Annotated in this window: 27 protein-coding genes; 20 read left to right on the top strand and 7 right to left on the bottom strand. The window is 52.2% G+C overall.

From position 1 onward, the window contains the following. Nucleotides 1–27: 27 nt before the first annotated feature. Nucleotides 28–1,224, bottom strand: a complete 1,197-nt coding sequence (locus tag B5E77_RS11230; protein WP_087165465.1) for a macrolide family glycosyltransferase — start codon at nt 1,222–1,224, stop codon at nt 28–30. Then, nucleotides 1,217–1,459 (bottom strand): AbrB/MazE/SpoVT family DNA-binding domain-containing protein, encoded by a 243-nt coding sequence (locus B5E77_RS11225; protein ID WP_087165464.1) that lies wholly within the window; start codon nt 1,457–1,459, stop codon nt 1,217–1,219. Before B5E77_RS11225 ends, B5E77_RS11230 begins: the two co-directional genes overlap by 8 nt. An 82-nt stretch (nt 1,460–1,541) precedes the next feature. Between B5E77_RS11225 and B5E77_RS11220 the strand changes: the two genes are divergently transcribed. The 9 genes from B5E77_RS11220 (at nt 1,542) to rsmI (ending at nt 10,671) form a co-directional block, all read left to right on the top strand. Beyond that, entirely contained in the window at nt 1,542–2,036 is a 495-nt protein-coding gene (locus tag B5E77_RS11220; protein WP_162609688.1) for a hypothetical protein, read from the top strand. A gap of 149 nt (nt 2,037–2,185) precedes the next feature. Further along, nucleotides 2,186–3,424, top strand: coding sequence for a [FeFe] hydrogenase H-cluster maturation GTPase HydF (hydF, locus tag B5E77_RS11215; protein WP_087165462.1), 1,239 nt, complete (start codon nt 2,186–2,188; stop codon nt 3,422–3,424). Next, nucleotides 3,424–5,034, top strand: a complete 1,611-nt coding sequence (locus B5E77_RS11210; protein WP_242963704.1) for an aminotransferase class I/II-fold pyridoxal phosphate-dependent enzyme — start codon at nt 3,424–3,426, stop codon at nt 5,032–5,034. Before hydF ends, B5E77_RS11210 begins: the two co-directional genes overlap by 1 nt. A gap of 79 nt (nt 5,035–5,113) precedes the next feature. Next, nucleotides 5,114–5,701: a guanylate kinase gene (locus B5E77_RS11205; protein ID WP_087165461.1), complete on the top strand. Its 588-nt coding sequence runs from the start codon at nt 5,114–5,116 to the stop codon at nt 5,699–5,701. Between the two features lie 113 nt (nt 5,702–5,814). Continuing rightward, entirely contained in the window at nt 5,815–6,804 is a 990-nt protein-coding gene (locus tag B5E77_RS11200) for a DNA polymerase III subunit (protein WP_087165460.1), read from the top strand. 1 nt (nt 6,805) lies between these two features. After that, complete coding sequence (locus B5E77_RS11195) at nt 6,806–7,717, top strand: PSP1 domain-containing protein (RefSeq protein ID WP_087165459.1); 912 nt, start codon at nt 6,806–6,808, stop codon at nt 7,715–7,717. Then, nucleotides 7,707–8,444, top strand: a complete 738-nt coding sequence (locus tag B5E77_RS11190) for a tRNA1(Val) (adenine(37)-N6)-methyltransferase (RefSeq protein WP_087165458.1) — start codon at nt 7,707–7,709, stop codon at nt 8,442–8,444. The genes B5E77_RS11195 and B5E77_RS11190 overlap by 11 nt, the downstream gene beginning before the upstream one ends. Nucleotides 8,445–8,471: 27 nt before the next feature. Further along, on the top strand, nt 8,472–9,812 hold the full coding sequence (locus B5E77_RS11185) for a putative glycoside hydrolase (protein ID WP_087165457.1): 1,341 nt from the start codon (nt 8,472–8,474) through the stop codon (nt 9,810–9,812). Between the two features lie 4 nt (nt 9,813–9,816). Continuing rightward, complete coding sequence (gene rsmI / locus B5E77_RS11180) at nt 9,817–10,671, top strand: 16S rRNA (cytidine(1402)-2'-O)-methyltransferase (RefSeq protein WP_087165456.1); 855 nt, start codon at nt 9,817–9,819, stop codon at nt 10,669–10,671. Between the two features lie 56 nt (nt 10,672–10,727). On the opposite strand, the gene B5E77_RS11175 is transcribed toward rsmI, so the two are convergent. Next, nucleotides 10,728–10,982: an AbrB/MazE/SpoVT family DNA-binding domain-containing protein gene (locus B5E77_RS11175; RefSeq protein WP_087165455.1), complete on the bottom strand. Its 255-nt coding sequence runs from the start codon at nt 10,980–10,982 to the stop codon at nt 10,728–10,730. Nucleotides 10,983–11,249: 267 nt separating this feature from the next. Here B5E77_RS11175 and B5E77_RS11170 point away from each other — a divergent pair, with 267 nt between their 5' ends. Together B5E77_RS11170 and B5E77_RS11165 are read left to right on the top strand one after the other, a co-directional pair. Continuing rightward, on the top strand, nt 11,250–11,879 hold the full coding sequence (locus tag B5E77_RS11170; protein ID WP_087165454.1) for a nucleoside recognition protein: 630 nt from the start codon (nt 11,250–11,252) through the stop codon (nt 11,877–11,879). Next, on the top strand, nt 11,879–12,409 hold the full coding sequence (locus B5E77_RS11165; protein WP_087165486.1) for a spore maturation protein: 531 nt from the start codon (nt 11,879–11,881) through the stop codon (nt 12,407–12,409). Before B5E77_RS11170 ends, B5E77_RS11165 begins: the two co-directional genes overlap by 1 nt. Before the next feature lie 114 nt (nt 12,410–12,523). On the opposite strand, the gene B5E77_RS11160 is transcribed toward B5E77_RS11165, so the two are convergent. Next, nucleotides 12,524–14,308, bottom strand: a complete 1,785-nt coding sequence (locus B5E77_RS11160; RefSeq protein ID WP_162609687.1) for a DUF885 domain-containing protein — start codon at nt 14,306–14,308, stop codon at nt 12,524–12,526. Nucleotides 14,309–14,437: 129 nt separating this feature from the next. On the opposite strand from B5E77_RS11160, the gene B5E77_RS11155 reads away from it, so the two are divergent. The 3 genes from B5E77_RS11155 to B5E77_RS11145 are packed head-to-tail and all read left to right on the top strand — an operon-like array spanning nt 14,438 to nt 16,761. Next, nucleotides 14,438–15,238: a MerR family transcriptional regulator gene (locus B5E77_RS11155; protein WP_087165452.1), complete on the top strand. Its 801-nt coding sequence runs from the start codon at nt 14,438–14,440 to the stop codon at nt 15,236–15,238. Beyond that, complete coding sequence (locus tag B5E77_RS11150) at nt 15,235–16,047, top strand: ABC transporter ATP-binding protein (protein ID WP_087165451.1); 813 nt, start codon at nt 15,235–15,237, stop codon at nt 16,045–16,047. Before B5E77_RS11155 ends, B5E77_RS11150 begins: the two co-directional genes overlap by 4 nt. After that, a complete protein-coding gene (locus B5E77_RS11145) occupies nt 16,048–16,761 on the top strand; it encodes an ABC transporter permease (RefSeq protein WP_087165450.1) in 714 nt (237 codons plus the stop codon). A gap of 240 nt (nt 16,762–17,001) precedes the next feature. Here the strand turns inward: B5E77_RS11145 and B5E77_RS11140 are convergent, their stop codons facing one another. After that, nucleotides 17,002–17,586 carry a 50S ribosomal protein L25 gene (locus tag B5E77_RS11140; RefSeq protein ID WP_087165449.1) on the bottom strand — a complete coding sequence of 195 codons (585 nt, stop codon included), beginning with the start codon at nt 17,584–17,586 and terminating at the stop codon, nt 17,002–17,004. A gap of 320 nt (nt 17,587–17,906) precedes the next feature. Here B5E77_RS11140 and B5E77_RS11135 point away from each other — a divergent pair, with 320 nt between their 5' ends. The 5 genes from B5E77_RS11135 (at nt 17,907) to B5E77_RS17795 (ending at nt 23,254) form a co-directional block, all read left to right on the top strand. Further along, nucleotides 17,907–18,569 (top strand): response regulator transcription factor, encoded by a 663-nt coding sequence (locus B5E77_RS11135; protein WP_087165448.1) that lies wholly within the window; start codon nt 17,907–17,909, stop codon nt 18,567–18,569. Continuing rightward, nucleotides 18,566–19,546 (top strand): sensor histidine kinase, encoded by a 981-nt coding sequence (locus tag B5E77_RS11130; RefSeq protein ID WP_087165447.1) that lies wholly within the window; start codon nt 18,566–18,568, stop codon nt 19,544–19,546. The genes B5E77_RS11135 and B5E77_RS11130 overlap by 4 nt, the downstream gene beginning before the upstream one ends. A gap of 106 nt (nt 19,547–19,652) precedes the next feature. After that, nucleotides 19,653–20,321 carry an ABC transporter ATP-binding protein gene (locus B5E77_RS11125; protein WP_087165446.1) on the top strand — a complete coding sequence of 223 codons (669 nt, stop codon included), beginning with the start codon at nt 19,653–19,655 and terminating at the stop codon, nt 20,319–20,321. Nucleotides 20,322–20,334: 13 nt separating this feature from the next. Next, nucleotides 20,335–22,992, top strand: a complete 2,658-nt coding sequence (locus B5E77_RS11120; protein WP_087165445.1) for an ABC transporter permease — start codon at nt 20,335–20,337, stop codon at nt 22,990–22,992. Between the two features lie 55 nt (nt 22,993–23,047). Then, complete coding sequence (locus tag B5E77_RS17795; protein ID WP_442911332.1) at nt 23,048–23,254, top strand: transposon-transfer assisting family protein; 207 nt, start codon at nt 23,048–23,050, stop codon at nt 23,252–23,254. Between the two features lie 92 nt (nt 23,255–23,346). Here B5E77_RS17795 and B5E77_RS16815 read toward each other — a convergent pair whose 3' ends face one another. Both B5E77_RS16815 and B5E77_RS17020 read right to left on the bottom strand, forming a co-directional pair. Continuing rightward, entirely contained in the window at nt 23,347–23,586 is a 240-nt protein-coding gene (locus B5E77_RS16815) for a hypothetical protein (protein ID WP_143468625.1), read from the bottom strand. Between the two features lie 205 nt (nt 23,587–23,791). Then, entirely contained in the window at nt 23,792–24,067 is a 276-nt protein-coding gene (locus B5E77_RS17020; RefSeq protein WP_087165444.1) for a hypothetical protein, read from the bottom strand. Nucleotides 24,068–24,316: 249 nt separating this feature from the next. Here B5E77_RS17020 and B5E77_RS11105 point away from each other — a divergent pair, with 249 nt between their 5' ends. Beyond that, entirely contained in the window at nt 24,317–25,252 is a 936-nt protein-coding gene (locus tag B5E77_RS11105; RefSeq protein ID WP_087165443.1) for a hypothetical protein, read from the top strand. Nucleotides 25,253–25,484 lie beyond the last annotated feature (232 nt).

The raw sequence follows: 25,484 nt of genomic DNA, 5'->3' as shown, positions 1-25,484 counted from the left end.
GAATGGGAACGGGCAGAGAGGAAAGACTTAAGGAGAAACGGCGCTTCTTTCTCCCCGGCAGACCTGCAGGATTTTGTCTGCGGCTCCTTTGGCGCCGAGACATTTCCGGAAGCTTTCGGCGATCCGGCAGGCGTTCCGCCGGTATTTCGGCTCGGAAAGTATTTTCCGGACGGCTTCGGAAATGGAGGCCGGGTCTGCTCTTTTCAGTTTCAGGCCTGCTTCCAGCTGAGAGACTCTTTCCGCCACGCCCTGCTGTTCGGAAGTCTGGGGATACATGACCAGCGGAACTCCGAAATACAGACTTTCATTGACACTGTTCATGCCGCAGTGAGAAAGGAACAGGTCCGCCTTTTCCAGTACGGCGATCTGATCGACGCTTTGGAAGACGGAAATATGATCCGGCAGCGTTCCCAGGGCTTCCGGGGGGACCAGGCGGCCGACAGACAGAATCACCTGGCAGTCCATATCTGAGAAAGCGGCGATACAGTCCCGGTAGAAGGGCAGCAGGTCATTGACTACGGTTCCCATGGAGATATAGATGAGGATATCCCGGGTTTTCCGGATCTCTTCAGCCGCAGGACGGACGGAAGGCCCCACAAAGGCATATCTGTCTGAAAAGGTTTCGGCGCAGGGCTGAAATTCGGGAGAAGTATAGACAATAGTGTGGGTGGAAGCGTCGTTCTGGAGGATATCCAGGACATTTTTGACAGGATAGCCTTTGTCCCGGAGACGCCGGATGAGACGGCTGCTTTTGGGGAGAGCCAGAAGCATTTTCAGCATCTGTCCAGGGCTTTGAGGCATGATTTTTGAGGAATAACGGTTAAAGGCAAAGGTAGTAGTGGAAGATACAAAGGGGATGCCCAGCTTCATGGCGGCGGCCTTTCCCCATACGGCCATGGAATCTGCCACGATGCAGTCGGGTTTCAGGCGGGCCATATCGGAACAAACCTTTGCGTCAAGGGCCAGGGTGGTGTCCACAAGAATTTGCATGGAAAAAGCCAGATCCCGGCCCACGCGGGCGGTATCTTCCGGTGAAAGACTCTGTTCCGGTCCATATCCGTCACAGGAAATAAATACTGCTCCGGCAGCTTCTATCCGTTCACGAAAAGCTTCATAAGAATAGTACCATACCTGATGTCCCCGGGCAGTAAGCTCCCTCACCACATTTAAGGTGGGATTGGTATGCCCGTAGGCCGGTATGCAGAAAAATACGATTTTACTCATCTGTTCCTCCCTGCTGATCGGAATCTGCCTGCTCTATGTCTGCAAATATTTTTGAAATATACTGTTCCTGCTGTTCCATGGGAAGAATGGCGATTCCCCGTTTTACATCCCCCAATACCAGGATCTCTGCGCCGGGCTGGAAATCAAAGATTTCTCGGGCTTCTTTTGGAATTACAAACTGTCCCTTTTCTCCGATTTTGACCATCCATGCGTACTTTCCGTCTGTGAATTTCATAAATGCCTCCAAAAGTATGATAAATATAATTTGTATGATTAATCATACCACTGGGGAACGAAAACGTCAAGGGTAAATGGAAGTGAAAAGATATGAATGGACAACTGGAGCCGTTCTGGGCTATACAGATTATGCGGAGGCTGCGAATGATCCGGCTGTAGTACAGATAATGGAAGAGGTATGCCGGTCTTTGAACCAAAGCCTTTCCAGACGGTATGGCATCACAGAAATGGAGCAGGCAGAATTCTCTGCCCGTGCCGTGCGAAAATTTCAGAATCGCAGTATCCGGGATACAATAGAGCGGAACGCCCGGGATGTACAGCGCAAGCTGGGGCCAAGAGAGCGCATGATTGCGCCGCTCCTGATTATGAAGGAGTATGAATGCGACACATCGGCGCTGGAAAAGGTGACAGCGGCAGCCGTGTTGTATGGGGAGAGGACAGGAACTTTGAAGCTGGACGGGGAGCCTGTGGAAAATCCGGCGGAGTGTCTGGGCGAATTACTGTCAGAATTGGATGAAGAGACGCTCAGCCAAATCCGAAAGGAGTATGAGAGACTGCGGATGGGATTTTCCTGAAATATAAAAAATCATTCAATCACTCTTATTATAAGAACAAGCCGGAAATATTTGCGTATTTCCGGCGTTTCTTGCTATTTGTAAGGGCCCATGGTAGAATTGTGTAGACATGAAAAATCAGCTTGGCTGGCGCAAGGAGGCAGGAAAAGATGGGGATGAATCAGACACCGTCTTCCGAGCGGGTGCATATCGGCCTGTTCGGAAAAAGAAATGCGGGAAAATCAAGCGTGATTAACGCGGTTACAAATCAGGATATTGCTATCGTATCAGAGGTTCGGGGTACGACCACAGACCCTGTCTATAAAGCGATGGAGCTGCTGCCTCTGGGACCGGTCATGCTGATCGATACGCCGGGTCTGGACGATGAGGGAGAGCTGGGGGCGCTCCGCGTACAGAAAGGGCTGGATGTGCTTCGCAAGACGGATATCGCTCTTTTGATCGTGGATGGAAGCGCCGGGATGAGCCCGGAGGATGAACGGCTGGAAGAGGAGCTGAAAAAAAGAGAGCTTCCCTATCTGGTCGTTTTTAATAAATGTGATCTGATTTCAGGAACAGCAGCGGATGCCTTGGAACAGAGAAAGGATTCAGAGAACGAAGCCTGTATCTGGGTAAGCGCCCGCACTGGGGAAGGAATCCAGGAGCTGAAGGAAAGACTGGCCCGCATGGTTCCTGAAAAAAGGGAAAAGAGGCTGGCAGGAGATCTTCTGGAGCCGTTGGATCTGGTGGTGCTGGTGGTGCCCATAGACAAGGCGGCGCCCAAAGGGCGGCTGATCCTGCCCCAGCAGCAGACGATACGGGATGTGCTGGAGAGCGGGGCTGTGTCCGTGGTGGTCCGGGAAAAGGAACTGAAGGAGACGCTTTCCCGTCTGGGCAGACAGCCGAAGCTTGTGATTACAGACAGCCAGGTTTTTGATCTGGCGGATAGGGATACGCCGGAGGAGATTCTGCTGACTTCATTTTCGATTCTGTTTGCGCGCTATAAGGGAAATCTGGAGCAGGCAGTGCGGGGAGCGAGGGCGCTGGAGACCCTGCGGGATGGGGATAAGATCTTGATTTCCGAAGGCTGTACCCATCACCGCCAGTGCGACGATATCGGCACGGTAAAGCTGCCCCGGTGGATAGAGAACTATACCGGGAAGAAGCCGGAGTTCGTGTTTACCTCAGGCACCGGTTTTGAGCGTGACCTGAAGGAGTATCACATGATTGTGCACTGCGGAGGCTGCATGCTGAATGAGCAGGAAATGCAGTACCGGCTTAAGGAGGCGGCGGCCCAGGGAGTGCCCATGACGAATTATGGAATTCTTATCGCTTATATGAAAGGAATTCTGGAGCGGAGCCTTCAGCCATTTCCAGAGATGGCGGCTCTTTTGAAGGAAGAGGAAGTGTAATGACACAGAAAAGAGAACATTCTGAAAAAGAATCTGGTGAAGCTCTGGCAGCAGGAGCTCCCGGGGGGATGAAAACCGGTCGTTCCGGAGACTTCGGCGGTCCGCTGTACCGGAAGCTCCGGGAATACAGTGATTCTGATTATTACGGCTTCCACATGCCGGGGCACAAAAGAATCCTGGGAGACTTTGAGAATCCTTATCGGTTCGATATTACGGAAATAGACGGTTTTGACGATCTTCATCACCCGGAGACAGATGGGGTTCTGACGAAGGCGCAGGAACGGGCCGCAGAGCTGTACGGGGCAGAGGAAACGCATTTTCTGGTGGGAGGAAGTACCGCAGGGATCTTAAGCGCCATATCTGGATGTACCTGCCGGGGAGGCCGGATTCTGATGGCGCGGAACTGCCACAGATCTGTATATCACGCCGCAGAGCTTCGGGATCTGACAGCAGAATATCTTTATCCACAGCAGATCTCTTCATTGGGGATAAACGGCGCGATTTGTCCGGAGGATGTGGATAAAGCCATGAAAGCAGACGGCCGGATTCAGGCAGTGATTATTACTTCGCCCACCTATGACGGAATCTGCTCGGATGTGAGGGCGATTGCGGAGAGCTGCCATAGGTACGGAGTGCCGCTGATTGTGGATCAGGCTCACGGGGCTCATTTTCCGTTTTCCGGTTATTTTCCGGAGGATGCGCTGAGCGCAGGAGCGGACGTGGTGATTCACAGTGTTCATAAGACGCTTCCGGCGCTGACGCAGACGGCTCTTCTCCATATGCAGGGAAAGCTGGCGGACAGAGAGAGGATCCGGCGCTTTCTTTCCATATATCAGAGCAGCAGCCCCTCCTATCTGCTGATGGCGTCTATCGATGCCTGCGTGGATCTGCTGGACAGAAGGGGAAAAGAGCTTTTTGGGGAGCATATCAGGCTGCTTTCCGCTTTTCGTGAAGGCTGCCGGGATTTGAAATCGCTGTATCTGGCAGGAGATGACCTGGCAGGAAATAATATCGCGGAAGAGGCTGAGGAGAGGCCGGAGACAGGCAGAGGGAAAAAGACAGCCGCCGCGTGGGATTTTGACCGAAGCAAGCTCCTGATTTCTACCAGGAAGGCGGGAATTACGGGCAGCCGTCTTTCGGAGCTTCTTCTGGAACGGTATCATCTGCAGATGGAGATGAGCGCGCCGGACTACGTGGTGGGGATCGCAAGTATCGCGGACACAGAGGAAGGCTTTAAGAGACTCAGCCGTGCGCTTCATGATCTGGACAGGGAATTTCAGGAAAGTACAGAAGAAAAGGGACAAAAGGGCCGCGCGGGCAATCCGGATCCGGATTGCCGGACAGCAGAGGCAGCCGGGCTTCCCCGGCTGCCCTTCGGAATGACGGCCGCCAGGGCGGCAGAGCAGGAGAAAGAGCGCTGCGCTCTTTCCTCCGCCGCCGGGCGGACGGCGGCAGGGTATGTGTACCTGTATCCGCCGGGAATTCCACTGATTGTACCGGGAGAAGTAGTTACAGAGGAAGCGGCTGCCCGAATGGAAGGATGGCTGGAGGAGGGCTTTACCGTACATGGGCTGGAGGATGGAAACCAGCTGCAGGTTATAAAGCTTTAAAACAGCCAAAGAGCAGCAAGGCCATAAAAAGGGCTGCAGGCGGTGGCTGTTCTGAGAGTGCGCAGGGAGAGACAAGGAAATGGGAAAATTATTTTATATTATCGGGAAAAGCTCCACAGGAAAGGATACGATTTTTCAGAGTCTTCTGGAAAATGAGGAGCTGGAGCTTAAATCCCTGGTGCTGTATACGACGCGCCCGATGCGTGCGGGAGAGACGCCCGGTGTACAGTATCATTTTACAGACGAGGCGGGGCTTTTACGCCTTGAGGCAGAGGGAAGGGTGATAGAGCTTCGGGCCTATCAGACGGTTCATGGAGTCTGGAAATATTTCACCGCAGATACGGAAGCGACGGATCTGCAGCGGCACAATTATATCACGGTGGGTGTGCTGGAGTCTTTTCAGGCGGTGCGGAAATATTACGGAGCGGACAGGGTGGTTCCCATCTACATTGAGGTGGAGGACGGGGAGCGCCTGCAGCGGGCGCTTGACCGGGAACGGGCTCAGGAGCAGCCCCGCTACGCGGAACTCTGCCGAAGGTTCCTTGCGGACAGCGAGGATTTCTCAGAGGAGAGGATTCGGGCAGCCGGAATCGAAAAGCGGTTTTGCAACCGGGATTTGAAAGAATGTATAGAGGAAATAACTTCCTTTATCCGAAGCAGCCTGTAAGTGCAAAAAGACTGTTTTTTCTAAAAAAATTGTGTTATACTGAAACTGGCGCAGACTCGGCGAAGCGGAGATTTTGCGCTGCAGGCAGACTAAGACAAAGGAGGGGAGAGTATATGGCAGGATTTTCAGGAATCATTGGACATGAACAGATTATTGAACATTTACAGAATGCGATTCGTCTGAATAAGGTGTCCCACGCCTATATTCTGGACGGAGAAGAAGGATCCGGGAAGATGCTTCTGGCTTCGGCTTTCGCCCAGACCCTTCAGTGCGAGAAAGGCGGTACAGAAGCCTGTGGGACATGTCATTCCTGCATTCAGGCGGAAAGCCTGAATCAGCCGGACATTATCCGCGTGACCCATGAAAAGCCAAATTCTATCGGCGTAGACGATATCCGGGATCAGCTGTGCGGAGATATCCTGATCCGTCCCTACAGCAGCCCGTGGAAAATCTATATTGTGGACGAGGCTGAAAAAATGACGGTGCAGGCGCAGAACGCCCTGCTTAAAACCATAGAGGAGCCGCCTGCTTATGGCATCATACTGCTTCTGACTGAGAATTCTCAGAGCTTTCTGCCGACGATTCTTTCCCGGTGTGTGACGCTGAAGCTGCGTCCGGTGAAGGAGGAGCTGATTCGGAAGTATCTGATGGAGGAGCTGCATGTACCTGATTATCAGGCAGATGTGTGCGCGTCCTTTGCGAGAGGAAACGTAGGAAAAGCGAAGCGTCTGGCGCAGTCCGAGCATTTCGCGGAGCTTCGGGACGAGGTCATTCACCTCATGCGCCATCTGCGTGACATGGAGATCTATGAGGTCACAGAGGCAGTGCGGGAGGCAGTCAAATACAAGGAGGATATCGACGATTATCTGGATCTGATGGCGCTCTGGTACCGCGACGTGCTGCTGTTTAAAGCCACCAGGCAGATTGACGGTCTTGTATTCTCGGATGAGATCAATTATATCAGCGCCCAGGCGGCGAAGAGCTCCTATGAGGGGCTGGAGCATATTTTAAATGCATTGGAGAAGGCCAAGACGCGTCTCAAAGCAAACGTGAGCTTTGAGCTGACGATTGAGCTTCTCATGCTGACGATAAAGGAGAATTAGTATGGAAAGAGTCATAGGCGTCAGATTCCGGACTGCGGGAAAAATCTATTATTTTTCTCCCGGAAAGCTGAATATCCCGAGAGGGAAGCATGTGATTGTAGAGACGGCCAGGGGCGTGGAGTATGGAAGCGTCGTGGTCGGGACAAAAGAGGTAGATGACAAGAAGATAGTGCAGCCTTTAAAGCCGGTGATCCGGATTGCGACGGCGGAGGATGACGCGAGGGAGGCGGCCAACCGGCAGAAGGAGAAGGAAGCCTTCCGTATCTGCCAGGAAAAGATTCGGAAGCACGGCCTGGAGATGAAGCTGATTCAGGCAGAATATACGTTTGACAACAATAAGGTGCTGTTTTATTTTACTGCAGACGGGCGGATCGATTTCCGGGAGCTGGTTAAGGATCTGGCAAGCGTATTCCGTACCCGGATTGAGCTCCGCCAGATCGGAGTCCGGGACGAGACAAAGATTCTGGGGGGCGTAGGAATCTGTGGAAGAAGCCTGTGCTGCCATACGCATCTATCAGAATTTGTCCCGGTATCTATTAAGATGGCCAAGGAGCAGAACCTGTCCTTGAATCCTACAAAGATTTCCGGTGTCTGCGGGCGCCTGATGTGCTGCCTGAAGCACGAGCAGGAGACCTATGAGGAGCTGAACAGCCGCCTGCCTGGAAACGGGGATCATGTGACCACAGCCGATGGACTGAAGGGTGAGGTTCAGAGTGTCAACGTGCTGCGTCAGAAGGTGAAGGTGCTTGTCACCCTGGATGGGGATGAGAAGGAGATCCGGGAGTATCCGGTAGAAGAGCTGAAATTCCGCCCGAGAAAGAAGAAGGAAAAGGGCGGCGTCTCTGACAAGGAGCTGAAAAAGCTGGAGGCTCTGGAAAAGCAGGAGAGGAAATCAAAGCTGGATGATGACTGAGCTGAAAAGTGGAGAGCGGCTCGATGAGCTGCAGAGGAACGGATACCGGATCATTCAGAATCCCGGCCGGTTCTGCTTCGGCATGGACGCGGTTCTTCTCTCTGGCTTCGCCAGGGTGAAGGAGGGGGAGAGAGTCCTGGATCTGGGAACAGGTACGGGAATCATCCCGATTCTGCTGCGTGGAAAGACGAAGGGAAGAGATTTTACAGGTCTTGAGATTCAGGAAGAAAGCGCAGATATGGCAAGGCGCAGCGTGGAGCTGAATGACCTGACAGATTCGATTTCCATCGTGAAGGGCGATATCAGGGAGGCGGCTTCCATATTTGGGGCGGCCTCCTTTGACGCAGTTACCTGCAATCCGCCCTATATGACCGATCAGCACGGCCTTAAGAATCCGGAGCTTCCCAAAGCGATTGCGCGCCATGAGATTCTCTGCAGCTTTGAGGATGTCGCCAGGGAAACCGCGAAGCTTTTGAAGCCCGGCGGCCGTTTTTATCTGGTGCACAGGCCCTTCCGTCTGGCAGAGCTTATCATGACGCTGGGAAAATATAAGCTGGAGCCGAAGAGAATGCAGCTGGTGTACCCTTACGTGGATCGGGAGCCGAACATGGTGCTTCTGGAGGCGTGCCGGGGAGGCAGGCCAAGGATGACTGTAGAAAAGCCGCTGATTGTGTATCGGGAGCCCGGCGTCTATACGGACGAAATCTACGATATTTACGGGTATTGATGGGGAGAGAATTTGAGGAAAAGGGCAATGAAAAAATGGATGGCAGGTCTTTGGCTTCTGCCGGTGCTTGGCCTTCTGGCGGCAGGCTGTGGAAGCAGCGAATCCATAGATTCGGAGATTCAGCAGGTGCGGACGGAAAGCGCAGAGGCTGAACAGCCGGAAGATTCAGAGAGTGAACAGGCAGAGTCCCCAGAGGCTGAACAGCCGGGAACCGCTTCCGGCCAGCTTATGGCGGCGACGGAAGCGGTGCTGAAGAAGGCTGCAGAGGAGGCGGCAAAGGAGCAGGGACCAGTGAAAGGAATTTATGTGACAGGCCCCTTTGCAGGTCATGCCAATATGGAGAACTTGATACAGCTGGCGGACGACAGCGAGCTGAACGCCATGGTGATCGATATTAAAAACGATGAGGGGATCGTCACATATAAGATGGAAGAGCCCATGGTTCAGGAGCTGGGGGCGGATGTGAACTATATCACAGATTTGCCGGGGCTGGTACAGAGGCTGAAAGAGAAGAATGTCTATCTGATTGCCAGAATTGTGGCGTTTAAGGATCCTCTTCTGGCATCGAAGCGCCCGGATCTCTGCATTCAGAGAAGGGACGGCGGCGTCTTTGTGGATAAGAACGGGCTGGCCTGGGTGAATCCTTACCGCCGTGAGGTCTGGGATTATCTGATGGCTGTGGCGAGGCAGGCAGCCTCTGTCGGTTTTGATGAGATACAGTTTGACTATATCCGTTTTCCGACGGAGATTACAGACGAGGAAGCGGATTATGGGGAAGAGGCTCTGGAAAGGTCCAAGACGGATGTGATTACGGAATTTACAGCTTTCGCTTATGAGACCCTTTCTCCTCTTGGGGTGAAGGTGTCGGCGGATGTGTTCGGCACCGTGATCGACAATGAGGAGGATGCGCTGATTGTAGGGCAGGATTACCAGGCAATGGCGGAGCATCTGGACTATATCTGCCCGATGATTTATCCTTCTCATTACAATGACGGGGTATATGGACTGGCGCATCCGGATCTGCAGCCCTATGAGACCATACGGGCCGCCCTTCAGGCTTCTGCAGACAGCCTGGCGGGGATCCCGGAGGAGACAAAAAAGGCGGAGGTCCGGCCATGGCTTCAGGATTTTACAGCGACCTGGCTGGACGTGTATCAGGATTACGGCCCAGAGCAGCTGCGCCAGCAGATCCAGGCGGTTTACGACAGCGGCTGCACAGAGTGGCTTCTCTGGAACGCAAAGTGTTCCTATACAGCGGACGGGCTGCTGAGCCCGGAGGAAGCAAAAGCGGCCGAGGAGGCCGCGGAAAAGTCCCAGGCTCAGGAGGGAGCTTCGCCTGTGTCCGCGGCGGAAGAAGAGCAGGAGTAGAAAAATGCAGGGAACCTTATATTTGTGTGCGACTCCCATCGGAAATCTGGAGGATATGACCTTTCGGGCTGTCAGGGTGCTGAAGGAAGCAGATCTGATTGCGGCGGAGGATACGCGCAACAGCATCCGGCTTCTGAATCATTTTGAGATTCACACGCCGATGACCAGCTATCATGAATATAATAAGTTTGAAAAAGGAAGAGAGCTGGTAGCCCGCCTTCAGAAAGGGGAAAATATCGCTCTGATCACAGATGCGGGGATGCCCGGAATTTCGGATCCGGGGGAAGAGCTGGTAAAGATGTGTGCGGAAGCCGGAATTACGGTGACGGCTCTTCCGGGAGCCTGCGCCTGTGTGACTGCGCTGACGCTTTCGGGCCTTGGCACGCGGCGTTTTGCATTTGAGGCCTTTCTGCCTTCGGACAAAAGGGAGCGGCGGACCGTTCTGGAGGGATTGAAGGACGAGACACGGACCATTGTGCTCTATGAGGCTCCCCACAGACTTGTGCGGACACTGGAAGAGCTTTTGGAGACTCTGGGAAACCGCAGAATGTCTGTCTGCCGGGAGCTGACAAAAAAGCATGAGACAATCTTCCGGACAGATCTGGAAAATGCTCTGGCACATTATCAGACGGAGGAACCGCGGGGCGAATGTGTGCTTGTGCTGGAGGGAAAAACGGCGGAAGAGCTCCAAAAGGAAAAACAGGACGCCTGGAAAGAAATGACGCCTGAGGAGCATGTCAGTATGTACGAGGCGCAGGGGATAGCAAGGAAGGAAGCCATGCGGCTGGCCGCCAGGGACCGGGGCGTGTCAAGAAGAGAGATTTACCAGGCGCTGCTTTCAGAGGAAAAGAATGGTTAAGAAAAACCGGTAACCATCAAAAAATTAATGGCTGCCGGTTTCTTTGCGGATATTTATTAGATTAAACCAGCTTTCTTCGCCAATTCTTCGATAGATTTCTTTGAAACCAGTTTGCCATGGTATTCAATGAGATCTTCGCGTTCTCCAGTGAAAATATCCGTCGGTGCATACTTCTTTAAAATAATTTTGTCATCTTCAACATAGATCTCGAGAGAATCGCGTTCTTCAATGCCGAATACTTTACGTAATTCCATTGGAAGCGTGATACGTCCGAGTTCATCCAGCCGTCTGACTACTCCGGTGTTCTTCATTGCTTCTCCTCCTTATATGATGGTAACACTTGATAACCCCTAGTATAACAAAAAACCGACAAGATTCCAATAGAAATTTCAATAAATATGCAGAATTTATTTTGGAAAATTGATAATTTTGGGTCACAAAGGAATATATAGTAAAATGAGAGAAAAAACAGGGGAGAGAAAAAGACAAAATCTGACAAAAATCTGGGATGAAAAACAGAACATAGAAGAAAATCACAGGAAATATACTGTAAAAATGAGATAAAAAGGATCTGCAGTATGTTAAATTACCTGTGGGGAGCCATGCTTCTGCTTGGCATTGTCTATGGAGCTTTTCATGGAAGGCTTCCGGAAATCACATCGGCGGCAATCGATTCTGCAAAAGAAGCTGTGACCTTATGCATCACCATGACGGGCGTCATGTCTCTCTGGGTGGGCCTGATGGAAATTGCTCAGAAAAGCGGCGTCATCGGACGTGCCACAAAGAAGATTCAGCCCTTTATCAGCTTTATGTTTCCGGGACTTCCCAAAGGGCACAAGGCCAGGGAATATATCACAACCAATATCATCGCAAATGTATTTGGACTGGGATGGGCAGCTACGCCGGCGGGGCTGAAGGCCATGGAGGAGCTGAAGGGGCTGGAGGAGGAGCGAAAAGCCCGCCCGGTGGGCGGAAGAAGGGCTGTGCCGAAGGGAACCGCCAGCAATGAGATGTGTACCTTTTTGATTCTGAATATTTCTTCACTGCAGCTGATACCAGTCAGCATCATCGCCTATCGGAGCCAGTACGGAAGCGTAAATCCGGCAGCGGTGATCGCGCCCTCTATAGCGGCTACGCTGCTTAGCACAGTGGCAGCGGTGATCTTCTGCAAACTGATGGATGGGAGGAAGCAGCCGTGGAAACAGTGATTCAGATTCTTCTCTACATATCCGATATGCTGGTTCCGTTTCTGATTCTCTATGTGGTGGCCCATGGACTCCTTGCCCGGCGCCCCATCTATGATGACTTTGTAAAGGGGGCGAAGGACGGCTTTCAGACGGTAATTCAGATTATGCCTACGCTTGTAGGGCTTATGGTGGCAGTCGGTGTGCTGCGGGCGTCCGGATTTCTGAATTTTTTGGCTGAAACGCTGGGGAGTGTGACAGAATTAGTCCGTTTTCCTTCAGAATTAGTTCCGCTTACGATTGTGAGAATGTTTTCTGCTTCGGCGGCTACGGGGCTTGCCCTGGATATTTTTAAGGAATATGGAACGGATTCCTACCTGGGGCTTGCGACCTCCATTTTGATGGGATGTACAGAGACGATTTTTTATACGATGAGCGTGTATTTTATGACGGCGAAGGTGAAAAAGACAAGATATACGCTGGCCGGGGCGCTGCTGGCGACGCTGGTGGGCGTGGCGGCGAGCATTGTTCTGGCCGGGATGATGACAGGATAAAGCTTTTGGGTAATGGCCGGAAAGGGAAAAGGAGCGGGCGGCGGGGCGCAGAAAGGAAGCTTTTTTGCGCCCCGCCGCTGTGCGGCCCGGGATGCGCCTGGGTCCCGGGACTTTTCAGTCTGTTCCTGTCCAGCCGTAAAGATAATCCCTTATGACGGAAAACGGAGCGGGCCCGATTGACAGAATAAACTCATGAAAATCTTTGACAGTGAAGTGATGTCCAAAGGCTTCCTGAGCCTCTGCCTTCAGATCCAGAATCTCTGCCGCACCCAGATAGTATTTCAGATAATTGGCAGGATTTTGTACGATAGCCTGGTAAATGGAGTCCAGCACAGTTTCATTGTGGATCCCGAAGCCTCCTAAGAATCCTGCCAGATCCTCCGGCTTCCATCCGTCGTAGTGAATTCCGATATCAGAACGGGCGTAGAGGCCTAAGAGAAGAAACGAATTGGCAGCCAGAAGCTCCGCAGAGCTGGAATCCAGCGAAGTGAAGCGATAGGCATACCGCTCGGCATAGGTGGCCCAGCCCTCCACATAGCCTCCGAAATAAAAAATATTCCGGACCGGATCGAGCTCCAGGGAGCTTTCGTAAAGGGTCTGGTACAGATGGCCGGGCCAGCCCTCGTGGGCCAGGGTGGTAAAGAGCGTCAGGTTGTCATAGCCGGAAGCCTGGTTGATGTAGATGACATGGTCATTCATCTGATCCAGGGGCGGTGTCAGGTAAAAGGCCGGGCTCACGTAATTTTCCAGGGACGCGGGCACGTATTTCACGGTGCAGGAGGCCTGGTTGACTGCCGGGAACTCCTTTTTGATTTTTTCCTGGAGCGTTTCCAGTATGGCTTCCGGGCTTTGGGATTCGACAGAGCGGGACAGCTGCGTGAGAAGCCTGGGGTTCTCAGTGATAATATCTGCCATCAGCCGGGTGTCCGACAGAATCTGCGCGTCGACCAGTTCTTTGATCTCCTGCATGCTGCGGCCAGATCCGACTGTGCAGTTGACGAGAGCCTCGTAGTAGTCTGCGCCTTCGGGATAGCAGCAGAGGCCGCAGGGGTTCACTCCGCTGCCCTTGAGCTCCTCCAGTCCCCGGATCAAAAGCTCGTAAGCGGGAAACACATGACCGACGACGCGGGCACGGTTGGCTTCTATGTAGGCCTTCTTCTCCTCCTCGGACAAAAAGCCGGCCTGTTCCAGACGCTCCTCAAAAGAGGAAAGGAGAAAATGCTCCCCAGGATTGGAGATAAAATCCCGGCACCCGGCGATCACTGCGTCTGCAGCCTCGTCTGACATGAACAGGCCGTTCTGAGCCTTTTCACGCTCGTAGTCCAACAGGCTTTCATAATAGCTGTCAAGCTGTTCCAGAAGAGCCAGATAATCCTCGATATCCTCCCGGGACGTAAAGCTGAATTCTGCCAGCAGGGTAGGGAGCTGGGCCTGGGTTCCAAGAAGCGGGCTTAAAACCTCTTCGTAATAGGGGTACTCTGAGAGTGCCAGTTCGTTTTGAAGCTGTACCCGGAGAATGTCCCAGGTCAGGCGGTTCGATGCAGATAATTCTTCCTTCGGAAACTCAGACAGAGCCTCCAGCGTGTTTTCCAAGGCGGCAGCAGAACGCTTTTTTGCGGATACGGAGTATTCACCGAAGGAGACGGGAGCGTTCTTTACGCCTGCAGCCGCCGGATCTGCCAGAGTATAGTGCAGCGTCAGCGTATTGGAGGAGACGTTCGACAGAAAAAGCTCGTTTGTAAAGGCTCGAAAGGCTTCGTCTGTCGTCTGGCCCCTTTTTCCCCGCAGAGCCGGATAAAGAAAAGCTGCACAAAGCAGGAGAATCAGCAGGAGGAAGAGAAACGGAAGGATTCTGGGGGATCTTCGGATCCTTTCGGACAGGGTTTTTATCAATTTCAATGTTCTGTTCACCTGAAAAAATCTTACTGGATCTTATGAGGAAAGCAGTAATTAAAGTCCAGGTAAAAATCAGGGCTTGCTTGTGACGTAACGTAATGAGATATACTTTTGTTAAGAGGTGATGCAGCAATGGAAAAATACAGGGCCATACCAGAGGGCTATATGACTGTGGGCGAGGTCGCAAAAAAAATGAACGTGACTGTGCGTACCCTGCAGCATTATGACAAGGAAGGCCTGCTTTCTCCGTCCGCGGTAAGCGAAGGCGGCCGCAGGCTCTACACAGATAAGGATTTGGTGAAGCTTCATCAGATCCTGTCGCTTAAGCATCTGGGCTTTTCCCTGAGCGATATCAGGAACCGGCTGATTTCGCTTGACACTCCGGAAGAGGTGGCAGAAATCCTGGCCGAGCAGGCCGGGCTGGTCCGGCAGAAGATAGAAAGCCTTTCCGAGTCCTTAAGAGAGCTTAACACACTCCGGGAAGAGGTGCTTCAGATGCAGTCTGTCGACTTCAAAAAATATGCGGATATCATTGTGAACCTGCAGATGAAAAATGATTTCTACTGGCTGATTAAACACTTTGACAATGATACCCTGGATCATATCCGCAGACGGTTTGATCAGGAGAGCGGGAAAGTGTTTATGAAGCGCTTTCTGCAGCTTCAGGATGAGGCTGTGCGGCTCCGGGAGGCAGGGATTCCTGCAGACAGCAGGGAGGGACAGCAGTTTGCGCAGGAATATTGGGCCATGATCACGGAGTTTACCGGTGGTGATATGAGCCTGCTTCCCAGGCTGATGGAGTTTGGACAGCTGATAGAGGCCAGTCCGAAATGGGAGGAAAAGCAGAAGCTTGCAGGCAGCTATGCGGAACAGGCGCTGGACGTCTATTTTACAAGACTGGGAACAGATCCGTTTCAGGAAGGGGCAGAGTGATGGATGCAATACAGGTCCGGGGATTAAAGAAAAGCTATGGAAGCCATACTGTGCTGAAGGGACTGGACTTCTGCGTGCGTCAGGGAGAAATTTTCGCACTGCTCGGTGTGAACGGTGCGGGAAAAACAACGACGCTGGAGTGTGTGGAGGGGCTTAGAAGCTATGACAGCGGCGGTGTGTCCATCCATGGAAAAACGGGGATTCAGCTGCAGTCGGCTTCCATGCCGGAGCATATCAGGGCCATGGAAGCGGTCAGACTGTTTTCCAAATGGAATAAAACCGTGCCGGCGGACGGGATGCTGGACGCTCTTGGAATCCGTGAGCTTGCAAAGAAGCAGTATTATCAGCTGTCCACAGGACAAAAGAGGCGGCTTCATCTGGCTCTTGCACTGACCCGGGATCCGGATATTCTTTTCCTGGATGAGCCGACTGCGGGGCTTGACGTGGAGGGCAGAGTTTCGCTCCATGCCCAAATCCGGAAGCTGAAGGCGCAGGGTAAGACAATCGTGCTGGCCAGTCATGACATGGCGGAGGTAGAGAGCCTGTGCGACCGGATTGCCATTTTGAATGAAGGACGGATTGCGTTTATCGGCACGCCCCTGCAGCTTGGTGAAAGGGTGGGGAAGCATTACCGTATTACAGTTCAGACGGAAGCCGGAACGGAGGAATATGCGTCTGAGAATATCGGGGAAACATTGCTTGCGCTGCTTGTGCAGTACAGGGAAAAGGGTGTGAGCATTTCGGATATTAAAGTAGACCGCGGCTCTCTGGAGCAGCATTTTATGAAAATCGCAAAGGGGGAAGGATGAATGGAAGCCTTTTTCTATGGAGCAGCTCTGCAGTGGAAGATGGATATACGGAGCAAAACCCTGCTCATTACCTGCTATGCGGTTCCGCTTTTATTTTTTGCAATTATGGGCGGCATTTTTACAGCTGTGATGCCAGAGGCAGGAAAAACCCTGATTCAGTCCATGACGGTATTTGGCGTATCGATGGGAGCGCTGATTGGCCTGCCGCCCTCCCTGGTCGAGATTTACGGCGGAGACATAAAAAAAGTGTACAAAGCAAATGGCGTTCCGCTGTATCTTGGTCTTGTATTGACAAATCTTTCGGCGTTTGTCCATTTGTTTATCATGAGTGTGCTCCTTTACCTTGCCGCGCCGCCTGTCTTTGATGCCGCAATTCCGGAAAATCCTGGGGCATACTTTATCTGGCTTGCGGTTTTTATCCTAGTGTCGCTGAGTATTGCAAGTATGATTGGACTGGCGGTAAAAGACCAGGCCAAAACCTCCATGGTTTCCATTCTGGTATTTCTGCCCTCCATCATGCTTTCCGGGATTATGTTCCCGGCCGAACTGCTTCCCAAGGGACTGGAAGCCGCAGGAAGGATATTTCCGGCAGTCTGGGGATACAGGCTGATGACAGAATCTGCTTTCCAGTTTGCAACACTGCTTCCGCTGCTGCTGCTTTTGGCAATCGCTGTTGTGGTGTGTGGTATTTTGCTTCGGAAGGTCGGCGAATAGCAAATAGCCAGTACGATCCGGATACCGCATGATAGACATTCCTACCGAACACGAAATCCTTGCTATGATGAAGGAAATACAGGAAAATCCGCAGGACTTCCGCTTTGCAGCATAACAAAAAGGTACGGTGTAACCCATTTTACTGAGTTACACCGTACCCCCTGCATAAATACTTCCTTATCTGGCGTTGGCAAAAGGCCATGCCCTTTCGTATAAAGAATGTTTGGTGCCTGAAATCTGTTAAGCTTCAGCAGCCTCCTCGCTTTCGTCCTCGGCAGGAGCAGTGCGGACCTCAATGACAGTGGCAACTGCCGCATCCAGAGGTGTCTGAAGATCAATTTCCGGATTCTTTGCAATTTCCAGATCTTCTACCTTCAGGGTATCGCCTACTTTCATGCTGCTTACATCTATTTTGATCTTGTCTACCAGATCTGCAGGCAGCGCCCGGTAGGAAACCTCCTGCAGCATCTGCTGGATGACACCCTCTTGAACAGCTTCATGGTTCAGAAGGATAATCTCGGCTACAGAGTGTACCTTTTCGTTGCTTACCAGCGCCTGGAAATCAACCTCCAGAAGCTGTCCCTTTAAAGAATCGTAGTCAATCTCTTTGATCAGAGCATCATAGGTCTGGCCGTCTACTTCCAGCATCACCTGACTGCCCTTACCGCCTGTCTTGAGAACCCGCTCTACCGCAGGCTTCTCCATTTTAAGCGGAATGGACTCTTTCATTTCACGGCCGTAGATTACGCCCGTTACATATCCTTCTCGTCTGAGCTTCTTGGCTTTTGTTGTCATGTCTCTTTTTTCAGCTTTTAAAGTATTCATTTATCTTTTCCTCCAAAAATCTGAATCGCTTAGCAGCCTTCCACTTTGCAGAACAAACAGGTATTGTTAAGTGTTCGTTTCCTTGTTACAGTCCTATTATAGCACCCTGTGTCAAGGGAGAAGTCAGATATTTTGGGAAAAATATCTTAAAAAAGTATAAAAAATAGATAAAAAATTATTTTATCTATATATCTGGAATAAAACTGGAAATTTAAAAAGCATTCCAAATACAACAGAAAGCAAATACACAGCCGGAAAGCGTTTGCTACAGCCAGCTTCTTCGAGTATAATAATCGAAGAAAGACAGAGGAAGAATTCATATGGAAAATATATTCATTTTAGAGGATGATAAAGCTCTGGGCCGGGGGATTGCCATGGCTCTGGAAACACCGGAATGCAGGGTTACGCTGGCACAGACATGCCGGGAAGCGGAGCGTGCGCTGCAGCAGCCCTTTTCCCTGCTGATTCTGGACATCAATCTGCCCGATGGAAACGGGATCGAGCTGCTGAAGGAGCTTCGGCAGAGGGGCGACTGCACGCCGGTCATACTGCTTACAGCCAATGACCTGGAGCTTGATGAAGTCACCGGCCTGGAGGCCGGGGCGGATGATTATATCACCAAGCCCTTTTCGCTGGCGGTACTGCGGGCAAGAGTAAACGCCCAGCTTCGGAGATCCGCTTCCGCTTCTCAGGACCGGGTATCGCTGGACGGCTTTCTTTTTGATTTCTCCCGCCTGGAGTTTTCCAGGGATGGGATTTCCATCGAGCTGTCCAAGACGGAACAGAGGCTGCTGCGTCTGCTGGTGGAGAACCGGGGCCGCACCCTGCCCCGCGATCTGCTTCTGGAAAGAGTATGGGACGGCGGCGAGTTTGTGGACGAAAATGCCCTGTCTGTGGCGGTTCGGAGACTGCGCGCCAAGCTGGGTGACGCCCCGATCAAGACCGTGTATGGAATGGGCTATACCTGGGAGGTGTGCAGATGACTGCTTTGACTTTGTGTGCTTTGATTCTGGCAGCCGCCGGCATGGGATTTGGTATATGGCAGTGGTCGGCCAGACGGCGTACGCTCCGTCAACTGAACCGGATGCTGGACAGGGCCATTGCCGGAGGCTTTTCTGAGGATGTGTTTGACGAGACGGAGCTGTCCGCTCTGGAAAGCAGGCTGGCCCGGTTCCTCCGGGGCTCTGCTGCCGCCAGAAGGACGGTGGAGAGAGAACAGGCCGCAGTAAAAGCTCTTATCTCCGACATTTCCCACCAGACCCGCACGCCCATTGCCAATCTGCTGCTGTATGCTTCCCTGCTTTCCGAAAGCGATTTGCCGCCGGAGCAGCGGGAACAGACCCAGGCTCTCATCACGCAGGCGGAGAAGCTGTCTTTTCTGATTCAGGCATTGGTGAAGACCTCGCGGCTGGAAGCGGGCATCGTGGCTCCGGTGCCGGCGCCCAATCCGGTGGGCCCGCTCCTCTTCGGAGCCGCAGAACAGGAGGAACACGCGGCGCAGGCCAAGCAGATCACACTTACAGCCCTACCCTTTCAGGGCAGCGCTGCCTTTGACCCGCGCTGGACAGGTGAGGCGCTGGGCAATGTGGTGAATAATGCCGTAAAGTACACCCCTGACGGAGGGACAGTGACTGTTTCTGCCCAGATGCTGGATTCCTTCTGCCGGGTGGATGTGGCAGATACCGGCCCGGGCATTCCGGAGAACGAGCAGGGAGAAATCTTTCACCGCTTTTTCCGGGGGGAGAGTACCCGCACCGCAGAAGGGGTGGGCCTTGGGCTCTATCTGGCCCGGGAGATTCTGACGAAACAGGGCGGATACATCAAAGTGGCTTCCCAGCCCGGAAAAGGCTGCGTTTTTTCTCTGTATCTGCCAAGAGAAAACGCGAATCCGGAAAAGGCCGGAGCCGGGATGCCTGAGACGCGCATCGTTTCGCCAGTTCAGGGGAAAGACAAAAGGTAAGAATCTTTCCATTCTGTTAGATTTGAGAAAGGACCTGGAAAGATTGCTGTGGTAAAGTCTGTATTGTCGAAAGACAGTGCAGACTTTTTCGTGGAGGTATCGTTCTATGGCAATTTTGGAAACCAAGGATTTGAAAAAATATTATGGAAGCGGGGATACGCTGGTAAAAGCCCTGGATGGGGTAAACTTAAGCGTGGAGGACGGAGAGTTTGTGGCCATCGTGGGCACGTCAGGCTCCGGAAAGTCCACTCTGCTCCACATGCTTGGAGGACTGGACCGGCCTACCTCCGGCTCCGTCACCGTGGGCGGAAAGAATATCTTTTCTTTGAAGGACGAGGCGCTGACTATCTTCCGCCGGAGGAAGATCGGCTTTGTCTTTCAGAGCTACAACCTGGTTCCGGTACTGACGGTATATGAAAATATTGTTCTTCCGATTCAGCTGGACGGCGGCAGGGTCGATAAGCACTATGTCCGTGAGGTCATTGCGGCGCTGGGGCTGGAGAAGAAGCTTCAGAGCCTGCCCAGCCAGCTCTCCGGCGGTCAGCAGCAGCGGGTGGCCATCGCCCGGGCCCTGGCCACTAAGCCCGCCATTCTTCTTGCCGATGAGCCCACCGGAAACCTGGACAGCCGCACCAGTCAGGATGTGCTGTCCCTGATGAAGGTCACCGGACGGAAATTCGCCCAGACCATGGTTATGATTACGCATAACGAGGAAATCGCCCAGCTCGCCGACCGCATCGTCCGCATTGAGGACGGCCGGATTGTGACGCGGTAAGGGGGTGGGACACATGAAAGTCAAAAACAGCAAGTGTATCCGGCGCCTGGCCTGGAAGAGTCTGCAGGCCAGCCGTACCCGGAATCTGATTGCAGTGGCGGCGATTGCTCTGACAGCGGTGCTGTTCACCAGCCTGTTTACCATTGCCCTCTCCATCAACGAAGGCATCCAGCAATCCAATTTCCGCCAGGTAGGGGGCTGGTCCCATGGAGGCTTTAAATACCTGACGGAGCAGCAGTTCGACGCCCTGAAAGACGATCCTCTGATCGATGCCTGGGGCCTGCGGCGCTTTCTCGGCATGCCCACAGACGCCCCTTTCAACAAATCTCATGTGGAGGTCAGCTACGCTGACGCCAACGAAGCCCACTGGATGTACTGTGATCCGGTAGACGGCGCACTGCCCCAGGAAGGCACAAACCAGGCTGCCACCGACACCCATGTGCTGGAGCTTCTGGGAATCGAGCCGGAAATCGGAGCGGAATTCACCCTTACGTTTCCCGTGGACGGACATACCACCACGCAGACCTTTACTCTCTCCGGCTGGTGGGAATACGATGAAGCTATCGTGGCAAATCATATCCTGATTCCCGAAAGCCGCGTAAATGAAATCCTCTCGGAATGCGGCGTGGATCCGAACGCTCCTTCCGACGGCATGACCGGCGCCTGGAATATGGACCTGATGCTGAAAAGCGGTTCCCGTCGCATTGAGCAGGATCTGAATCAGATTTTAGCCAATCACGGCTATCAGAGTGAGACACAGGGGGAGAACTACATCAACACCGGCGTCAACTGGGGCTATACCGGAGCCCGGATGTCTGACAGCATGGACCCCACTGTGTTCCTGGCAATTATCGTCATAGCCCTGCTCATTATTTTTACCGGCTACCTTATTATCTACAATGTATTTCAGATTTCCGTCGCCGGAGATATCCGGTTTTATGGTCTTTTAAAAACCATCGGCACAACACCACGGCAGCTGCGCCGGATCATCCGCCTGCAGGCTCTTGTCTTAAGCGCCGCCGGTATTCCCATCGGTCTGGTAATTGGCTGGCTCATAGGCGGACGGCTGACGCCGGCGATCACAGCCCGGCTCGACGGCGTGGTGACGCTCACCTCCGGGAACCCACTGATTTTTGCCGCCTCGGCTCTGTTTGCCCTGATCACAGTGCTGCTCTCCTGCCGGCGGCCCGGACGGATGGCGGCAAAAGTCTCTCCGGTGGAAGCAGTGCGTTACACGGAAGGCCGGGCGGGAAGCCGGGCGAAAAGCCGCAGGGCCCGCAGAGTCAATCCCTTTACCATGGCCTGGGCCAATCTGGGACGAAACAAGGGCAAGACGACCGTGACCATCCTCTCCCTTTCCCTCGCCGTAGTGCTGCTCACCGTAACTGTAAACTTCACCAGCGGCTTTGATATGGATAAGTATGTGTCCAATTTCACCGCCAGCGACTTTATCGTGGCAAACGCCGCCAAATTCCAGACCGGCGCCCTTATTTTTTCAGACGATATGGGCGTGCCCCAGGCGGCTATGGACGAGATTCGGGCCCAGGGCGGCATCACCGGCGAAGGTATGGTGTATGGACAGACCTCTCAGGTGCTGGAGTATATCACTGAGGATTACTTCCGTCAGATGAACCAGCATTTCTACACTCCGGAACAGCTGGATAATCTGATCCGCCTCACAGATCAGAACGAAGAGGGACTCCTGGCCGCCAATGCTCAGATTTCCGGCATGAGCGCTTTTGCTCTCGACCATCTGACCGTGCTGGAAGGAGACCTCTCCTCCATCTATGAGCCGGGCAGCCGTGCCATTGCCGCTGTGTACAGCGAGGACGATTATGGCAATGCTGACATAGACAGCCACTGGGCGAAGCTTGGAGATACGGTCACGCTCCGGTATGTGGAAGAAACAGAATGTTATGACCCGGACACCGGAGAGGCTTATGGAAGCTATGAGGATGTGCCGGACGGGGCTGACTATGCAGAGCGGCCCGTGGAGTACCGGGACGTGGAATACACTGTAGCTGCCCTGGTGACAGTGCCCTCTGCCTTAAGCTACCGCTACTACGGATCCGATGAATTTATTTTGAATGATCAGACCTTTGTCCAGGATACGGGCACAGACAGCGTCATGTACTACGCCTTTGATACTACCGATGAGGCTAACGGAGCCATGGAGGAGCTTCTGGCGGATTACACGGAAAATGTAAACCCGGAAATGGATTATGAGAGTAAGACTACCTATGCCGGGGAGTTTGAGAGTATGCGGTCCATGTTCCTGATGCTGGGTGGAGTCTTAAGCTTCATTGTGGGGCTGGTCGGAGTGCTGAATTTCTTTAACGCCATTCTCACCGGTATCATTGCCCGCCGCCGGGAGCTGGCAGTGCTTCAGGCCGTGGGCATGACGGGCAGACAGCTGCGCGCCATGCTGGCATGTGAGGGTCTGCTGTACGCCCTGGGCGCAGCAGGACTGGCTCTGCTTCTGACTGTGGCGCTGGGTCCGGTGGCCTTCCGGGCCATCGAGGGACTGTTCTGGTTCTTCACCTACCATCTGGAGCTGACACCCTTCCTGCTGGTGATTCCTCTGTTTACCCTCCTTGGGGTAGGTATTCCTATCCTGACTAGCCGGGCGTCAGAAAAGCACACCGTAGTAGAGCGGCTGCGGACAGAGTGATTAGATTTCCGGGTGGAAGAAAGGAACCTTTTGAGCAGTTACCATGAGGGGAGCCGTGAGCAGCTTAGGGAACATAAACGCCGCGCTGCCTTACATGGACACGGAAATGCGGGAGCTTGAAAAGCGCACCCTTTCCAAAGGGGGCGCGTTGGCGGAAAGGGAATATGCGGAGCTTTACCAGACCGAGGCCAGGAAGAGGTATACCGAGTGCGGCTCTGACAGCTGTTTTTTCCAGAGAGGGCTTTATACCTTATCCCCTTAAAATGGTGTTCCACACTGTAACAGATACCAAAATCGCATCTACACAAGAAGGGCGCAGGCAGTCTTTTGTGGCTGTCTGCGCCCGGTTATTATTTATTTTCTATGATAGACTTTTCCATTCGAATCTACCCAATGATGACTGTGTTTTCCATTATCTTTAGGGAAGTATACATTAAGGCGTGTTGTTCCATCTGGACGTTCTTCCATGACCTCTACTCCACCACCTGGCAATTCTTTTGCACTGACAATGCCATAATCAATGTAATTCAGTAAATCTTCAACCAAATCTGCTGTGTTATAATGCGAAGTTTCATAACGTCCATCCCATGCCATAGCTAAAACCACCCTTCATTTTTATAGTTGTATTTTACCATTTATATGACTGAATATCAATGTCCTTTCTATGAGATGATGAAGTAAACAAATTGTCAGTTGACGTGAAAGAGATTGTTCCTAAAGCAAAATGGTTCCAGATTCATTTTCTCAATCATACAGCTGAAAGTTCGTTTTTTGAAGTTTATATTCTTCCACGGCCCGCTCACTTCCGGCGTAATGGTTTTTGATCCGTGTCGGCAGCTTCTTTTTTCCCTTCAAAAAGATAGGCCTTCCCATAAAACGTCCCTGCTCTTCTCCATCCTTCTGCCTCATTTAACACTTTTGCTTCTGCAGCAGGGGTGAACCTTTCCCGGTCCGGAAGCCGGATCCGTTCATCCAGCAGACACCGGGGCTTTCCATTTTTATCCTTATACAGAGTATGTGTGAACGTGATATCTCCTGCGCTGGAAATCAGGGTCCGCTGCCGGCTTCTCTGCACAGTATAACTGCTCTCGGGCGTTTGACATGGGCCTGCACCTTGCCGTGGCGCATGAAAAATATTTACAATATATTTTTGAAGGAAATCTTGCGCACGCTTTTTGCCTGTGCTATTCTTATATCGTAAATTTTCTATCTGAACAGGAAAACAGTTCTGTTTTCTGATTCCCAAAATGGAAGTAAAAAATAAGGAGCTGATGCCTATGACTGCTGTTTTCTGATCTTGCAGGACGGTTACGGAAAACGTATAATGAAAGGAGAAACCAACCGGGTGTCAGATAAGCGGTACAAAATCAAAACGGCACAGAAGATAAACCGCAAATACAAGGACAGGCTGTTTCGCTTTGTCTTTCGTGACAAAAAGGATTTGCTGGAGCTTTACAATGCGATAAACGGAACAGATTATCACGATGCAGAAGAACTGGAAGTCAATACGCTGGAGGACGTGCTTTATCTGGGGATGAAAAATGATATGTCTTTTCTTCTGGATACGTCCATGAGTCTGTATGAGCATCAGAGTACATGGAATGAAAATATGCCCCTGCGGGGACTTCTGTATTTTGCGGAGCTGTACCAGCGGTATCTGGAGGAAAACGGATACCGTCTGACCGGAACGGGGAGAAGGCTGCCGCTGCCGTTTCCCAGGTATGTGGTATTCTACAATGGTACGAAAGAGGAACCTGATCAAACGCAGCTTCTGCTGTCAGACTCATTTAAGGGAGTAGAGGGAGAAGTTCCCAGTCTGGAGTGCAGGGCTGTTGTACTGAATATCAATTACGGACATAATCAGGCAATCATGGAGCGCTGCCGCAGGCTTAAGGATTATTCTGAGTTCATAGAAGAGATCCGCCGCAACCTGAGAGCGGGGATGGTGCTGGAGGACGCTGTGGAACAGGGAATCAATGCCTGCATGGAACGAGGAATATTATCGGATATTCTGAGTAAAAGTAAAATGGAGGTGCGTAAGATGCTGCTGACAGAGTATGACGAGAGGGCGGAGAGAGAATATCTGCGGAAACAATCCCGGGAAGAAGGAGTGGAGGAAGGAATCTGTGTATTTATTCTGGACAATCTGGAAGAAAAGGTGTCCAGGGAGAGGATTCTTTCCAAGCTGGAACGCAGATTTTCACTAACGCCGGAACAGGCAGAACAGTATTTTGAAAAATATGCGAAAGCAGAGAAGTAAAGGAGCAACTCTGAAACAGAAAACGGCTTGACAAAGCTACCCTCGCGTGTTACGCTCATTTATATGAAAAACCGCATATTTACTGCAAACGCTATGAAGAAAAGAGTAAGCTGAATGCGCTTTTTACAGAGAATTCCCGAACGCTGAGAGGGATGAAGGCAAAGCAGCTGAAGATGGTTTCTGAGCGGCACGGATGAACGCAGGACATAAAAATTCTGCGATAAGACGTGAC

The sequence above is a fragment of the Lachnoclostridium sp. An131 genome, from assembly GCF_002160825.1.
GTDB lineage: Bacteria > Bacillota > Clostridia > Lachnospirales > Lachnospiraceae > Laedolimicola.
The sequence above is the reverse complement of the archived record's forward strand: the minus strand, read 5'-3'. Positions and strand labels throughout refer to the sequence as shown.